Annotated in this window: 12 protein-coding genes; 1 reads left to right on the top strand and 11 read right to left on the bottom strand. The window is 44.2% G+C overall.

The window, feature by feature from the left end; genetic code table 11:
* Window positions 1–31: 31 nt before the first annotated feature.
* The 11 genes from Q9G97_RS10265 to Q9G97_RS10315 form a co-directional block, all read right to left on the bottom strand.
* A complete protein-coding gene (locus tag Q9G97_RS10265) occupies window positions 32–880 on the bottom strand; it encodes a tRNA threonylcarbamoyladenosine dehydratase (protein ID WP_305898736.1) in 849 nt (282 codons plus the stop codon).
* Window positions 881–917: 37 nt separating this feature from the next.
* Entirely contained in the window at window positions 918–1,949 is a 1,032-nt protein-coding gene (locus Q9G97_RS10270; protein WP_305898737.1) for a TatD family hydrolase, read from the bottom strand.
* 174 nt (window positions 1,950–2,123) lie between these two features.
* Window positions 2,124–3,107, bottom strand: coding sequence for a hypothetical protein (locus tag Q9G97_RS10275; protein ID WP_305898738.1), 984 nt, complete (start codon window positions 3,105–3,107; stop codon window positions 2,124–2,126).
* Between the two features lie 132 nt (window positions 3,108–3,239).
* On the bottom strand, window positions 3,240–3,413 hold the full coding sequence (locus Q9G97_RS10280) for a hypothetical protein (RefSeq protein WP_305898739.1): 174 nt from the start codon (window positions 3,411–3,413) through the stop codon (window positions 3,240–3,242).
* Window positions 3,414–3,629: 216 nt separating this feature from the next.
* A complete protein-coding gene (gene gspD / locus Q9G97_RS10285) occupies window positions 3,630–5,858 on the bottom strand; it encodes a type II secretion system secretin GspD (RefSeq protein ID WP_371747876.1) in 2,229 nt (742 codons plus the stop codon).
* A 102-nt stretch (window positions 5,859–5,960) separates the two neighbouring features.
* A complete protein-coding gene (locus Q9G97_RS10290; RefSeq protein WP_305898741.1) occupies window positions 5,961–6,887 on the bottom strand; it encodes a type II secretion system protein N in 927 nt (308 codons plus the stop codon).
* Between the two features lie 8 nt (window positions 6,888–6,895).
* Window positions 6,896–7,711 (bottom strand): type II secretion system protein N, encoded by an 816-nt coding sequence (gspN, locus tag Q9G97_RS10295; RefSeq protein ID WP_305898742.1) that lies wholly within the window; start codon window positions 7,709–7,711, stop codon window positions 6,896–6,898.
* 187 nt (window positions 7,712–7,898) lie between these two features.
* Entirely contained in the window at window positions 7,899–8,222 is a 324-nt protein-coding gene (locus Q9G97_RS10300) for an H-NS family nucleoid-associated regulatory protein (RefSeq protein ID WP_201569915.1), read from the bottom strand.
* A gap of 283 nt (window positions 8,223–8,505) precedes the next feature.
* Window positions 8,506–9,114: a single-stranded DNA-binding protein gene (gene ssb, locus Q9G97_RS10305; protein ID WP_305898743.1), complete on the bottom strand. Its 609-nt coding sequence runs from the start codon at window positions 9,112–9,114 to the stop codon at window positions 8,506–8,508.
* Between the two features lie 259 nt (window positions 9,115–9,373).
* Window positions 9,374–9,943 (bottom strand): DUF3833 domain-containing protein, encoded by a 570-nt coding sequence (locus Q9G97_RS10310; RefSeq protein WP_305898744.1) that lies wholly within the window; start codon window positions 9,941–9,943, stop codon window positions 9,374–9,376.
* A 30-nt stretch (window positions 9,944–9,973) separates the two neighbouring features.
* Window positions 9,974–11,338 carry an MFS transporter gene (locus Q9G97_RS10315; RefSeq protein ID WP_305898745.1) on the bottom strand — a complete coding sequence of 455 codons (1,365 nt, stop codon included), beginning with the start codon at window positions 11,336–11,338 and terminating at the stop codon, window positions 9,974–9,976.
* 718 nt (window positions 11,339–12,056) lie between these two features.
* Between Q9G97_RS10315 and uvrA the strand changes: the two genes are divergently transcribed.
* Window positions 12,057–14,963 carry an excinuclease ABC subunit UvrA gene (gene uvrA / locus Q9G97_RS10320; RefSeq protein ID WP_305898746.1) on the top strand — a complete coding sequence of 969 codons (2,907 nt, stop codon included), beginning with the start codon at window positions 12,057–12,059 and terminating at the stop codon, window positions 14,961–14,963.
* Window positions 14,964–15,029 lie beyond the last annotated feature (66 nt).

The raw sequence follows: 15,029 nt of genomic DNA on the forward strand, positions 1-15,029 counted from the left end.
TGCCACGGTCGAATGTTCAAAAGACCATAACTCAATTTAATGAATAAATTGAGTTATGGTCTTTTGAAAACTTAGTTAACATATCTAGTGCTTCACTAACCATAATCATCGCCACAACTGAGGTGACTGTAACTGCTGAGCCGTAACCGCCACAATGTAAGCCACCCGCTTGACCCGCTTTATTGACCTTTGGCGGCTGAGTTGAGTAAACACATTTAATACCGAACTTCTCTTTTAGTGCTTTATTGATGCCTTTTTCAAAACGCAGCTTATAGCGCAGTCTTGCCAGCAAAGGATCCTGATAACATTCTTTTAGATCACTCACTGTAATCTGTCGTGGATCTGTTTTGCCACCCGCTCCGCCTGCACAGATAAGCTTGAGCTTATTGAAGCGGCAGTGCAATGCGATAGCCAGCTTAGCACTCATATCGTCAACACAGTCCAAAACGATAATAGCTTGTCCCTCAAGCGCTGCTTGTTTAGCAGTATAGCGACTGGGTAGTAGATCCGCCACATTTTCAGGAGTCAAAAAGTCATCTATTAGTTCGAGCTGTATTTTTGGGTTAATCTCATGCATTCGCTGACCCATAGCCGAAATTTTGCTTTGACCAAAACTGCTATCAAGCGCGGGCAGTTGTCTATTGACGTTAGAGGCGACTAGCACATCCATATCCATCAGCGTCACCTGACCTACCGCGGTACGCGCGAGCGCTTCAGCTACCCAAGAGCCAACACCGCCAACGCCAATCACATAGATATGAGCAGAGGCAAAAGCATCAAAAGCACTATCACCATATAAGGTTTGTGTGCCTTTAAAGCGGCGCTGATACTGCTGGGTATCCTCATCGATCGTTATTTTTGGAGACTGATTTTGACTCATAATAAATGCATGTCTTGTTGATTAATAAAATATAGTGCTAGTAGCCCCAATTGGTTTGTAGCGCCTCACAACTGTTTTGCAATAACTGCTCGGCTAACTTGGCAGGATCTACTGCTAATAATTCGCTCAACGCACTCAATACCCAAGGCAGGTTAGCAGGTACATTTCTATGATGATTATCCGGCCTTTGCCATTCGTCATCTGAGCTTTGCAACTGTGACAAAGAAGCAGCTGAAGACGGCGCGGTTATAGAGTCCTGAGTGTCACTATTAGCGACAGTATCAGCGCCAACTTGGCATTGCATAGGTGTCATATCAGGACAGTCCGTCTCAACTACCAGGCAGCCTATACCATATTCACTGACCACCGCTTGAATAGCTCGCCGTAGCTTTTTGGCATTGGGGTTACTCACTTGTCCTGTAACCCCAAGCTTAAAGCCTAGTTTTACAAAGGCCTTGGCCTCTTGCTCGCCACCACTAAAACTATGGGCGATACCACCGAGTTTATGTGCGTCATAGTCATGAGCTTTTAATATCGCCAGCGCCTCTGCATGAGCTTTACGGATATGGAGCATCACAGGCAGTCGATGGGTCACTGACATATCAAGTTGCGCTCGAAAAAATCGCTGCTGCTTAGCAACGTTTTCAGGGGTTTTCATGGTGTCCGTAAAGGTATCTAAGCCAATCTCACCGATAGCTAGAGGTCGCGATTGATCCAGCATCTGCGCCATTTTCTGCAAGTGTGCGTCGGTATGCTGCTCAATATAGAACGGATGCAGCCCAAGAGCAATATGCGCTTGTGGATAGCATATTGCTTTAGACTCTTCATGAATAAAGGTTTTAGTAGACTCAGGGTCATGTTGATTAAGGAAGTTATAAGTACTATACAGTCGATCAAAGTGCTGATATAAATATCCGACTAATACTAAATGCTGCACGCCATTAGCATAAGCTTGCGCCGCTTGCATACCTCTATCGCTATCAAATACAGGCGCATCAAAATGAGTATGCGTATCAATTAAATGATAGCTATTCGATAGAGTTAAACCCTTTAAAGGAGATTTTGGCATAATAGATTGCATGACAGACACTAATAGTTTCTTGTATTGATTAGGATTATTATTAATCTGGTTGCTATTGTATCAAATGACAAGCGGCGACTGATAGACATTTAGCGTGAGGGCTTACAAGTTGAGTACAGGCTTAAGCTGCTCTTTTTGCACGATGCTAAGCTCCTTGTACTACTAATCCTCTTGTACTATATAATAAGGCTTAATCAGCCCTTCTAACAAATCATAAGGCACTATGAGATCTACGGCAGTAGTGTGCGCGTTGATCAGCTCTCCTGACTGATAAACCATATGTAAACCCTGATCATCTAAATACCACTGCTTGGACAATTGCAGCGGCCTGTCATCAAGTTGATTTTTTGCGACGCCTTGGCTAATTAGCCAATTCTTTTTTGCCTTTTGCAAGCTCGTTAGGAGCTGATTTTTATTGACCTCAGGTAATAATACATCTTCGATAGTCAGCTGTAGCTTTTTTTCGACATCCAGCATCACGTAGCTTAGACGCTGAGCACTACTATCACGCTCTTCGGTCGAACGCACTGAGAGATAGCCCGTTGCGATCGTTGCAAGAACGCCCTGATCGTTAGTATTACTATGGAATGGATGTAGCACTAATTCTGTATCAATGCGCTCATAAATGGGTAGCGTATCGGTCTCATTATCACCATATTCGACTTGTTTAAGTAACCTCAAAATCGTATTTTTAGCAATTTGATCTTGACTTGCCAGCGGCGCTTCTGGTGCTAGTACTTGCGCGATGGTCTTCCACATAATGCTTGTAAGCCACGGCTGCTTAGGTATGAATTCCAGTACATTTAGCTCAAAATACTGGCAGATCTTTTCGTTAGCATCACAATTAGGCTGGCGCGCGATAGCTTGTTGTTTATTAGTTTTAATAGCGGTGACTTGTTGATTCTCTAAATCATTATTCAAACTGCTATCAGCGATAGGTTCTGTACCTTGTGTATTTACAGGTGCAACGGTGATTTTGTCATCGATATCAGTAGCTAGCTCATTGTTAGATTTGATCTCAGCTTGTTGCTCAAACATAGACTTTGGCTGCTGCTCACAACTTAGTAAGCCACCCGTAGCCGCTATTAGTATACTCAATGCTAACCAATTTGCCTTGAGTTTTGGCACGTTTGCTTGAGCTTTCATAATCTTGAGCTGCCATAAAAGTTATCGTAAAAGTTTTAATACCGAAGTTTTCAATAGTAAGGTATTACAATTATAGAATATTGTGCAGTTTTAGACTAGCTAAATACATTGATAAAGACAACTTTTAAACATTTACTGATTAGGATTTTCGACTTTGCTGTTAACCTGCTTACTTTGATCACCACTGGCTTTACGACTACTGCGCCTTGGAATTAACAATAAAGCAACGCCAACTGCCGTCAAAGCTAGCCACTTTTTTTTACTATTCATTTTACTATCTTTTCTACTCTCATGTTGGTTAGCCATGGTTTTGCTGTTTCCTTTTTAAAACAAGCTGACTATATTTATACTTTACTCACAGCTAAATTCAAGACCTTTTATACAAAAAATGTTATGACTCTATATATCTGCTTTCTGGGCTAAAGTTGCAGCCTACGCTACGAGAAGTTAATTAAATCTTTGATTACTCGTTGAATGGCTTTATATATTAAAGGCTACTGCTAGAAGCCATTCAATCAATACTTAAGGATTTAATGGGAAAGTCGTAATGCCCGTACTTGGACTATCTACTCTCGTAAAGCCTTGACTGGTCGTGGCAGGTTTAGGCGTTTGATCGCGTTTGGGTATCAGCGGATTCAGATTCATCAGCTCATAATCTTGACTGATATCGCCATTCCAGCCCTCAGTACCGCTTAGAGGTAGCTGCTTGATCGTACCGTTTTTATCTATGACCAACTGCAATACACGCATTTGGTTAAATTTGCGTTCGGTCACACTAGCCACCGCCCCACCATCGCGTAAAATAGTCGGCTGTAAAAATATAATCAGATTGCTCTTTTGCGTATTATCGCTATCAGAGCGAAACAGACGTCCGATGATAGGGACGTTACTCAGACCAGGTACTTTTTGTTGATTGGTGGTACTGTTTTCACGCATCAAGCCACCAAGCGCAATGGTCTGTTGGTCATCAGCTAGGATAGTAGTATTAATTAAGCTCTTATTGGTGATTAAACCGCTTGAATTACCGACACTGCCTGGCACGACTGAGGATACCTCTTGTGATACCTCTAAGCGCACCGTACCGTTGTCACCGATATGCGGGATAACATTGAGATTGATACCGATATCTTGGCGCTCAATGGTCTGAAAAGGATTATTAGAATTATTGCCGCTAGTGGTAAAAGAGCCCGTCACAAAAGGGACGTTTTGACCCACTAAGATGCTGGCTTTTTCATTATCTAAGGTCAAAATCGAGGGCATAGACAACAGATTAGCACTGGTCGAGGAGTCTAAGGCTTGTAATATCGCACCATAAAACTGCGTATTGCCACTGCTGTCTTTACTGCTACTGCCTATCCCTAGCAGTGCTCCTGCAATAGAGCCTGCAGCGGCGCTAATACCTGCACCGCCCGACAAGGCCGCTGCCGCAAGCGTCGTAGCACTAGCGCCAACATTATTGAAGTTCACGACCCCATAGCCACTATTGGCATTACCTAACGCCCACTGCACCCCTAACTGCGTCGCATCATCACCTGATACTTCGACGATAGCCGCTTGGATCAGGACTTGCGCGCGGCGATTATCAAGCTGACTGACTGCATCTTCAATCTCAAACATCAGCTCAGGCGCAGCGTTTACAATAACGGCATTTTGGGTTTCATCAGCGATAATACTAAAGGGGCGACCACCAGTACTGGTATTAGCAGCGCCTGTGCCAACTGCAGTATTGTTATTGCTAACGGTTTGTGCAGCCTCAGTATTGAGCGTTGCCCCAGTGGTGCTAGCGTCTGTCAGTGAGGCGGACTCTAATGTAGACGTTGCGCCTGAGCTGTTAATGGACTGATTGGCCAATAAGCCACGCAGCATATCTGCAATATGATTGGCGCTGGCGTACTTGAGACGAAACACTCGTAATCCACTCAGTCGCCGTGTGGGCGTAGTATCGAGCTGATTGACCATCTCTTGCACTTTGGCGATCATCTCAGGACTGCCTTTGACCAGCAGTCTATCACTTGAGGTATCAGCGATAACCTTGAGCTGATCGCTGCCTGCCCCAGCGCCACCTGCACTACTAACTAGCGCACTGATCAGATCCATCATGCGCTCAGCATCGACATGGCGTAGCGGTATCACGCGTAAGCTATCATTGACATTACTGTCCAAATCGCGGATCAGAGCCGTCAATTGGTTCAGGCTATCCGCCCGATCAGATAACACCAGCGCATTAACCCCAGGCACAGCAGCGGCATGGGCTGACTGCGGCATCAGAGGTCTAATGACTCCGAGCACTTCTGCGGCCTGAGTATTGGTCAAATAAATCACCCGTGTCGCTAAAGCCTCACCAACTGTCGTGCCGCGCAGATCCACAGCTACCCCAGTCTGCTTGGCGACGTTATCAGGGACTAGCTTAATAGTCGTCCCCGAATCAATCGCTGCAATACCATTGACTTGCATCACACTTAAGAACAGCTGATAAATCTCATCGCGAGAAAGTGCACGGTTGGATATCACAGTTACATTGCCATTGATACGTGGATCAAGTACAAAATTCTGCTCGGTGATAGTCGCCACTTCATTAATAAAGGCTTTTATGTCCGCATCTTGCAAGTTCACTTTCCAGCTTTCAGCAGTAGCCAGCCCACACATCGCCGCCCATAATGGCAGCGCTAGACACAAAGGTCGGCACACATACAGCAAACTCTGTAGAGAACGACACAAAGGCGCTACTAAAAATTTAGATAAACTTACCATGCTGATGGTTACTCACTTTAATATTAGAGCGGGTTATAGGCTAAAGAGTTTAGAATAATACTTATAAGCAATTATCTTTAAAAAACTTTTGAACTATTAATTTTAAAACTGCTGGCGAATAGTGATCACTTGCTCACCGCGCTTAACTTCTATCTGCGCCTCACCAGACTTTTGCACTTGCTGTAGCACATTAGCGTCTTGTCCTGGATTGTTACCGACACTTTGACCATTAACAGACATCACGCGATCTCCTGGCTCAAGCCCTAAGCGATTGCGCAGACCTGAAGGCATCGCGGCGGTCACTTGATAGCCTTCACCTGATGCCATCACACCCATACGACTCAAGTAGCCTGCAGGATTCTCTTGCAGCTCATTTACCGCCTTGTCGATTGCCGAATTGGTATCGTTGCTATTATTGACATCGCTGTTATTGGCATCACTATTATTGTTGGCATCGATATTACCAAGGTTAGGAATATCTAAAGGTTGTGGCAGTCCTGAGGCAAGCCCGTTATTATTGTTATCAGGTAGGCGCTGATTGCCAATAGCGTTGGTAGCCATACCTCTTTGATCAAGCGGCATAGCATCTGCCATACTGATAACAGACTGCTTAGCTGCACCGTCAGCAATAACCACAGCATTCCAATCTACGGCAACCAAGGTGTAACCTGTCTCTTGTAAGCTATCACCGATACGATAGTTTTTGACCATGCCGTTGACATCTAATAACGCTGAAGACGAGCTTTCAGGATCGGCTAATAATACGCCCTTTAAGATCACATTCGGCGGCGGTTGCACTGACTGCGCTACTGGATCAGGCTCAGCAAAGATCGCAAACAGACTGCTATTGTCCGTCACCGATCCTGTGAGATTCTGCAAAGGTAGTACGGGTAAGGCTGGTGCAAGTGGCGGCGCCAATACTAGCCATAATAAGCGTGCAGCACTCCAGCATAGCCAGCCCAGCGCCAATAGCAGTAGCCAGCCTGAAAATCGATTGAGGATATCTAATAGCGGCTTGAGGCGATTCATGACTAGGCTCAATTAGCGCCCCCAAGCCCTGATAATAAGGGCTGACGTACGCTAACTACAGGTGTATCTTGTGGCGCTTGACCTTTATACTCTGGCATATTCTCAAGTAAGCGCTGGGTCAAGCTGACATCGAGCATGTTATCGCCATCGATATAGAGATCGCCCAAGCGTTTGTCTTGATTATCTAGCAAATTAATATGCAGCAGATTATTACTGTTTTTTTGTTCAGTGCTCAGCTCAGCACGTAGTGCAGGCATAGTGATATAAAACACTTTTCCTGCGCTAGGGTAGCCGACCTCCCCGCCAACCCAAGTGAGCTGCCCCTCGGCGGCTTTAAAGCCAGCAGCGCGCTCGCCCTTAGCCGACTGGCGTTGTAGCGAGACACTATTGACCTGAATAGGAGTACTAGGCAGCTGCCAGTCAACCACTTGTCTTAGGGTATCGGGTGCAATCTTGCCAGTCATATCCGCCACTTGCCATGAGCTGCGAGATACTTTGAGCTGACCGTCAAGCTGTGTTTGACCACTACTGATATCGACATCAGCGCCAAGCTTACCTAACAATAATTGCCAAGGCTGCCAATGCCAACTCAAAGCCCCTGTCAGCGGCGCTTTTGACACTTTTGACACAGGCACCTGCCAAATAGCCGCGCCTTGCCATAAGTTACCAGAGACATGCTGTACATAAGGCGACTGTGGCGCTACCTTTTGCAACACCCACGATGCTGGCATCTGCAACAGCGCAAATAGTGCAAATACCAGCAGTCCTATGAGCCACCAGAGCTTACGCGGACGCTTATTAGACGATATAGAAGCTTGCGACACTGATCACTCACTCTCATGGAAAGGTTGAAACGTCATTATCATAACAAACAATGACCTAAAGATGACAGCAAAAAAAGCCAGTATCTTTTAGGCGCATGATAGGCGATAAAAGATACTGGCTTAAATAGCTATCCAACCCTTTAAGGTAACAAGCTCAAAGGTCTATAAACAGTAGGTAGCAGAAAAACTATATAGCAAAGTCTTCAAGGTTTTTACCAGCACTCAAAGCCTCTACTAACCACGTCGGCTTGCGACCACGACCTGTCCAAGTCTCTTGGCTGTTGTCAGTATTACGATATTTTATACTACGTTTTTTCTCTAGACTCTCACCTGCCTTTAAGATTTCATCAATGCTACTATCGCTGTCTTTAGCAATTTTTTCGAATTGTACATAAGCATCGTGCAAGCGTTGATGTTGTTTTTGACTGATTAGCTGCTGCGCATTCTCAGTAATGGCACGTAGTTCATCTACATTGAGACCATCTAAGTTAATGGCATTATTATTGGACATGGTTACCTCTATAATTAAAATTGAAATATAAAACGATTACAATATAAACAAAAATTTAATCGATAACAACTCTTAATTAATATTCCTATTTTTATTGAGAAATACAAAATAATCTTAAATATATTATATTTAGAGTATGAATAGTTTTTCTAAATATAATCATTTAACATAATTTCATTTAACTAATAAAGTAAAAAAGAGCCTGTAAATACAGACTCTTTTTTTAGCTTCAATCGACACTATTATTTTACACTTACTTTCTTACGTCTTATTATTTTACATCCTAAAAAGGAATGTCATCATCAACAGGGCCATCAGGCATCGCTGATTTGTTGGCAACACTTGGCGCATTGTTAGACTGATTGGGCTGGTTAAATTGGTTACCTGAGCCCTGATTGTTAGCGCCTTGATTATTAAAACCGCCCTGACCACCTTGGCCGCCTTGATTATTGTAGCCACCGCCTTGGTTGTTGTTATTATTACCCTGATTACCGTAACTCTGTTGGCCACCTTGATTGTTGCCATAGCCGCCTTGACCACCATCGCCTTGGCCACCACTAGCACCGTCTAACATTTGCATCTGATAGGCTTTGATATCAGTAGCATAACGGTCACTACCGTCAGGAGCTTGATACTTGCGCGTTTGCAAACTGCCTTCAATATATACTTTACTGCCTTTACGTAGATATTGAGCGGCGATTTCACCTAAGCGATTATAGAGTGCAATACGATGCCATTCGGTTGATTCTTTTTTCTCACCGCTTTGCTTGTCTGTCCACTGCTCGGAGGTCGCGACAGAGATATTGGTGACGCTACCGCCATTACTGAATTGACGAACCTCAGGATCTGCACCGAGATTACCAATGATGATAACTTTATTAACTCCACGCATGATGTTGTCCTCTTATGATAAATAATTTGATTTGACAGATAATTCTATTTAAGTTCAATAACTTGTCAAAATATTGACCAAGGCATTAAGAATTACTGTAAAAACCACAGTTTTATATTATAGGGTTTTTACGCTAATATCCAGTAAAGGCAGGCGATACACGACAATCTATGACGCTTAAAACCTATATATATCTTTATCCGATTATAATGGAATAAAAAAGTAAAATCTCTTTACTGATAACTTTTTATTAATAGTTTTATTTATTGTTGATAGTTTTATCGTTTTTACGCTGCATGCTTAGCGTTACGCTACCCAGCTCAACCCCAAACTTACTCATTACTGCGCGATTGAGCATAACGTCATCGCTAATGAGATACATCCAGTCATCAAAGTTGACTTGATAAGTTTTGTCGTCAACCGGTAAATCTAGTACGTATTGCCAGTGAAAAGCATTGCCAACCACTTCGCCATTGGCTTCACCGATCACATCACCCGCTGTGCCTGTCCATTGACCATTGGCTTGTTCGGTCAGCCGCCAGATACGTTGCGACTTAGTGCCATCTGCCCACGCAAACTTCTCGTCTAATACGATCACATCATCGCCTTCATGTGTGGCATCAATATCCACGGTAAAGCGTCTTTTGACCTCGCCGCTACGACCTTGAAACATACCATAGCCGTCAATCTGCCCTGAGAAAAACTCATGCATATCAAGGGCGGGCTTAACCTCTTTATAAGTCTGAATATTTTGCGTGGCGCAGCCTGTCATTAATAATGTTATTGATAATCCAGCGCCAATCCCAAACTTAGTTATCAATTTACTCATCTTGATTCCTTTTTAGATGCCTGATAAAGGTTAAATATCTAACGGGCTTTGCGCCAAGTCCAATAGCGCCTGCCGTGAAGTATCCGTAAGCTTAGTTTTATCTAACTTTAAATAAGCGACTTGCTCTTTTGCCATGACGACTAACTCATCAACACCGTTGACCGCCATCATCTGCTGTGACCAGTCCTGAATGTCAATGTTTTTTGGGATAGTCACAGTAGTACTAGAGAGATACGGCGGATCAGCGATAGGAATAATCAGTAGCAAAGCTATCGCCATAACCGCCGCTAATATGCCCCAAGCTAGCAAGTTGGATTGAGTGAGTAACAAACCGCCCATCGCCCCACCAATAAAAGCGCCAAAGAACTGACTCGATGAATTGAGTCCCATCGCCGTCGCTTTATTCGCGACTGGTGCGCGCTTAGATATCCATGACGGAATAGTCGCCTCAAGCAAATTAAAGCCCATAAAATATAACAGTAACCCTAAGATAATACCAACGCCGACTTGGCTACCTAACGCTAATACTACTAGCGCTACCGTCATCAGAGCAATCGCTCCTAGGAACACTTGACGCATCATGCGCTTCTTTTCGGCAATGATAATAAAAGGTATCGCGACCGCAAAGCCAATGAATAATAGCGGCAAATAAACTAAGCCTTGTTGACGTACAGATAGGCCCATTACCTCGCTAAGCTGATGCGGCAAAATAACAAATATTGCCGTCATGGTCAGATGCAGGGCAAAAATACCAAAATGCAAACGATTGAGATCACCGATTTTGAGGACAGTAGCGAGCTGCTCACCGATAGACTTATTATCCAAATTATGTTTGAGCACCCGCATCGGTGATGGCACGATCAATAACAGCACCATAGCCAAAACAGCAAAACCTGCCGTCAACCAAAACAGTCCTGATATGCCTAGTGAGCCGACTAATAACGGTCCAAAAGCAAACGCTAGCATAATAGAGGTGGCGATAGTCAAGCCCATCGTAGCCATGGCTTTGGTGCGCATCTCCTCGCGGGTGACATCGGCTAGTAGCGCCATCAATACCGCAGAAACAGCACCAGCACCTGCCAGCGCCCGACCGATAATCACTTCATAGATATCGGTCGCGTTGGCCGCAATAATACCGCCGAGTGCAAACAATACTAGCCCGAGCATAATAATAGGCTTACGCGGGAATTTATCGGCGGCAAGGCTCATCGGAATCTGAAATATCGCCTGCCCAAGTCCATAAATACCGACGGCTAAGCCAATCAAAAAAGGCGTGGCATGCGCATAATTATCGCCATAGACAGAAAACACTGGCACAATCATAAACAGGCCAATCATCCGTAGCGCGAAGATACCACCAACCCCTGCAATTGCCCGTTTTTCTACGCTATTCATACTTGCCTCACAGCTCTATTACTACTGACTTATCATTTGACCTTTATCGCCTAGCTCTTATTACTTAACGGCTGACACGCAGCATTACTTAGCGTACCAATTAAGCTCCTTAGCATAAAACCCTTAGTATAAAACATTCACCTTAGCGTTGCCGACACTTTTATCTGCTCGCAGGTTTGTGCTTGCTGTCTATACGCCCTCTACCTATGTGCTTGCTATGGCGCGCCGTTTCAAGCTGATTGGTTTACTCTATTCTATCGACTGATGCCAAGCTAGTTTTGAGCACTTAACAAATTTGTTACTAAGTGCAGTCAATCTGTGCTTATACCTTGAATAATTTGTCAATGATAACAATAAAGTAAGTCGTTACCCGCTATATGGCTTTAACATTTTTTATTGACTTACTGTTTCTATTTTTTCTATCGGAGCAAGAATTTATTGAAACAAGAATTTAATAAATTCTAAAATTTCCGGTGCATATAGTGCTTAAATTATTAAACCAATATTCTAATAACCTTTTAGCATTATTATTCGTAAACTGTTTTTGCTAAGCAGCGTAATAAAAACTTATCTTTTTGAAAAAAATTCTGATGTTTAATTCATATTAAGAACTGCCTACTGTTTTACTTAAATGATTGTATTTAAAATTTAACTGCATTTTTAACCAACGGCTAAGTTGGTTTTAACTTATATTTAGCTAATAGGAAATCAATTACCGATGGCACATGATCATATCGCAATACGCGGCGCTCGTACTCATAACCTAAAAAATATTGATCTAGACATTCCACGTGATAAATTCGTGGTCATTACTGGTCTATCAGGCTCTGGTAAATCATCATTGGCATTTGATACGCTTTATGCCGAAGGACAACGTCGCTATGTCGAGAGCTTGTCGGCTTATGCGCGTCAGTTTTTATCGCAGATGGAAAAGCCTGAAGTCGATAGTATCGAGGGTTTGTCACCTGCTATCGCCATCGAGCAAAAATCAACCAACCATAATCCACGCTCAACGGTTGGTACGATTACCGAAATCTACGATTATCTGCGTCTATTATATGCGCGTATCGGTACGCCGTTTTGCCCTGAGCATAATGAGCCTATGGTCGCCCAGTCAGTGACTGAAATGGTCGATCAAGTCATGTCGCTACCTGCTGATACTAAGCTGATGATCCTAGCGCCTGTGATACGTGAGCGTAAAGGTGAGCATACCGTATTGCTTGAGCAGCTGATTGGTCAGGGCTTTGTCCGCGTGCGTGTCGATGGTGATGTCTATGATACCGATGAGCTACCGACGCTTGATAAAAAGAAAAAGCATACTATCGAGGTCGTAGTCGATCGCTTTAAAGTCCGTGATGACTTGGGCAACCGTGTGGCGGAGAGTCTTGAGACTGCGCTACGTTTAGGTCAAGGGCTAGTGACCCTACACTTTATGGATGGTAACCCAAAAGAAGATGGCAGCGACAATCAAGTGATGTCAGCTAAGCACTCCTGCCCCGTCTGCGATCGGGCGGTATCCGAGCTTGAGCCACGCATGTTTAGCTTTAACAATCCGTATGGTGCCTGTCCAAGCTGTGATGGCCTTGGTAAGCGTCAATACTTCGCCGCTGAAAAGCTGATTACCCATCATGAAAAATCATTGAATCAAGGTGCGATAAACGGTTGGGATAAGCGTCATGCTTATTACTTCGGTCTGCTCTCTACCGTCTGCAAGCATTTCAAAATCGATATGGACGCGCCTTGGCAAACGCTTTCAAAAGAGCAGCAAGATCTGATTATGCAAGGCTCAGGTAAAGAGAAACTAACTTTTAACTTTACCGATGAGCGCGGGCGCAAAACCAATAAAACCATACCGTTTGAAGGGGTCTTGCCTTATCTTGAGCGTCGTTATGCTAAGACCCAAAGCAATCTAGTCCGTGATGAGCTGGCCAAATACCTAGCCGATACCACTTGTAACGTCTGTGATGGCGCACGTCTAAATGAGATATCGCGCAATGTGCGTGTTGATGATCAGACCATCGCTGAAATCGTCAAGTTATCTATTGGCGATGCAGCGGACTACTATAAAACGCTTAAAATCGGCGGTCATAAAGGCGAAGTCGCGGAGAAAATCTTTAAAGAGATCAATGAGCGCTTAAACTTCCTAGTGAGCGTCGGTCTTGATTATCTATCACTTGCCCGCTCTGCGGAGACTTTATCAGGTGGTGAAGCCCAGCGTATTCGCTTAGCCAGCCAAATTGGCGCCGGTTTAATGGGCGTGATGTACGTGCTTGATGAGCCGTCAATCGGTCTGCATCAGCGCGATAATGATCGCTTGCTTAAAACTTTGACTCGCTTGCGTGATTTAGGTAATACGGTGCTCGTCGTTGAGCATGATGAAGACGCCATTCGTCAAGCCGATCACGTTATCGATATCGGTATTGGTGCCGGTGTGCATGGTGGACATATCATCGCGCAGGGTACGGTCAAAGATATTATGGCCAATAAGGAATCGCTTACTGGACAATATATGTCGGGTAAAAAGCGTATTGAGATACCCAAAATTCGTCATAAGGCCAAAACGATAGACGTCGAAAGTAAAGGCAAAGCCAAACCTAAAAAAGTACCTATGACTATCGAGCTCAAAGGCGCAACGGGCAATAACTTAAAAGATGTTGATTTGACGCTACCTGTTGGCATTATGACTTGTATCACTGGAGTATCAGGTTCAGGTAAATCGACTTTGATTAACCGTACCTTAATGCCACTTGCCGCTACCCAGTTGAATAATGCCTCAACGCTTATCGCAGATAAGCACGAGAGCATCAGCGGTCTTGAGCATTTGGATAAGATGGTCGATATCGATCAAAGCCCGATTGGCCGTACACCGCGCTCAAACCCTGCGACTTATACCGGAGTATTTACGCCAGTACGTGAGATGTTCGCGCAAACTCAAGAAGCCCGTGCCCGTGGTTATAAGCCGGGTCGCTTTAGCTTCAACGTTAAAGGCGGTCGCTGTGAGACTTGCCAAGGTGATGGTCTGATCAAAGTAGAAATGCATTTCTTACCTGATATGTATGTGCCGTGTGATACTTGTGAGGGCAAGCGCTACAACCGCGAGACCCTAGAGATTCACTATAAAGGCAAAACTATCGCTGATGTGTTAGATATGACCGTGGAAGATGCCGTTGAGTTCTTCTCAGCGATACCCGCGATTTATCGTCGCCTGCAAGCGCTAATGGATGTCGGTCTAAGTTATATTCGTCTTGGTCAGTCTGCGCCAACGCTATCAGGTGGTGAGGCGCAACGAGTCAAACTAGCGCGTGAGCTTGCCAAGCGTGATACTGGACAAACGCTATATATCTTGGATGAGCCAACGACGGGTTTGCATTTCCATGATATCAATAAATTGCTAAATATCCTGCATGCGCTACGTGACAAAGGTAATACTATCGTGGTCATTGAGCATAATTTAGACGTTATCAAAACGGCGGATTGGGTGATTGATCTTGGTCCTGAAGGCGGTAAAGGGGGCGGTATGATTATCGCGGAAGGTACGCCTGAGGAAGTCGCTGAGGTTAAAGGCTCGTTTACAGGTGAGTTCTTAAAGCCAATGCTTGAGCAGGCTATGTCAGAGGCGAGTTAGGTTTATTCTTAATTTAATTGCTGTATTGAGGCTATCCTTTTGGGGGTAGCCTTTTTTTGTTGAAGG

Origin of the sequence: Psychrobacter sp. M13, from assembly GCF_030718935.1 — a bacterium.
Taxonomy (GTDB): Bacteria; Pseudomonadota; Gammaproteobacteria; order Pseudomonadales; family Moraxellaceae; genus Psychrobacter; species Psychrobacter immobilis_G.

What these genes read in the sequence shown, in the direction of transcription:
- Q9G97_RS10275 (WP_305898738.1), bottom strand. Translation starts at nt 3,107, where the DNA reads ATGAAAGCTCAAGCAAACGTGCCAAAACTCAAGGCAAATTGGTTAGCA.
- Q9G97_RS10310 (WP_305898744.1), bottom strand. Translation starts at nt 9,943, where the DNA reads ATGAGTAAATTGATAACTAAGTTTGGGATTGGCGCTGGATTATCAATA.
- ssb (WP_305898743.1), bottom strand. Translation starts at nt 9,114, where the DNA reads ATGCGTGGAGTTAATAAAGTTATCATCATTGGTAATCTCGGTGCAGAT.
- Q9G97_RS10290 (WP_305898741.1), bottom strand. Translation starts at nt 6,887, where the DNA reads ATGAATCGCCTCAAGCCGCTATTAGATATCCTCAATCGATTTTCAGGC.
- Q9G97_RS10265 (WP_305898736.1), bottom strand. Translation starts at nt 880, where the DNA reads ATGAGTCAAAATCAGTCTCCAAAAATAACGATCGATGAGGATACCCAG.
- Q9G97_RS10280 (WP_305898739.1), bottom strand. Translation starts at nt 3,413, where the DNA reads ATGGCTAACCAACATGAGAGTAGAAAAGATAGTAAAATGAATAGTAAA.
- uvrA (WP_305898746.1), top strand. Translation starts at nt 12,057, where the DNA reads ATGGCACATGATCATATCGCAATACGCGGCGCTCGTACTCATAACCTA.
- gspD (WP_371747876.1), bottom strand. Translation starts at nt 5,858, where the DNA reads ATGGTAAGTTTATCTAAATTTTTAGTAGCGCCTTTGTGTCGTTCTCTA.
- Q9G97_RS10300 (WP_201569915.1), bottom strand. Translation starts at nt 8,222, where the DNA reads ATGTCCAATAATAATGCCATTAACTTAGATGGTCTCAATGTAGATGAA.
- Q9G97_RS10315 (WP_305898745.1), bottom strand. Translation starts at nt 11,338, where the DNA reads ATGAATAGCGTAGAAAAACGGGCAATTGCAGGGGTTGGTGGTATCTTC.
- Q9G97_RS10270 (WP_305898737.1), bottom strand. Translation starts at nt 1,949, where the DNA reads ATGCCAAAATCTCCTTTAAAGGGTTTAACTCTATCGAATAGCTATCAT.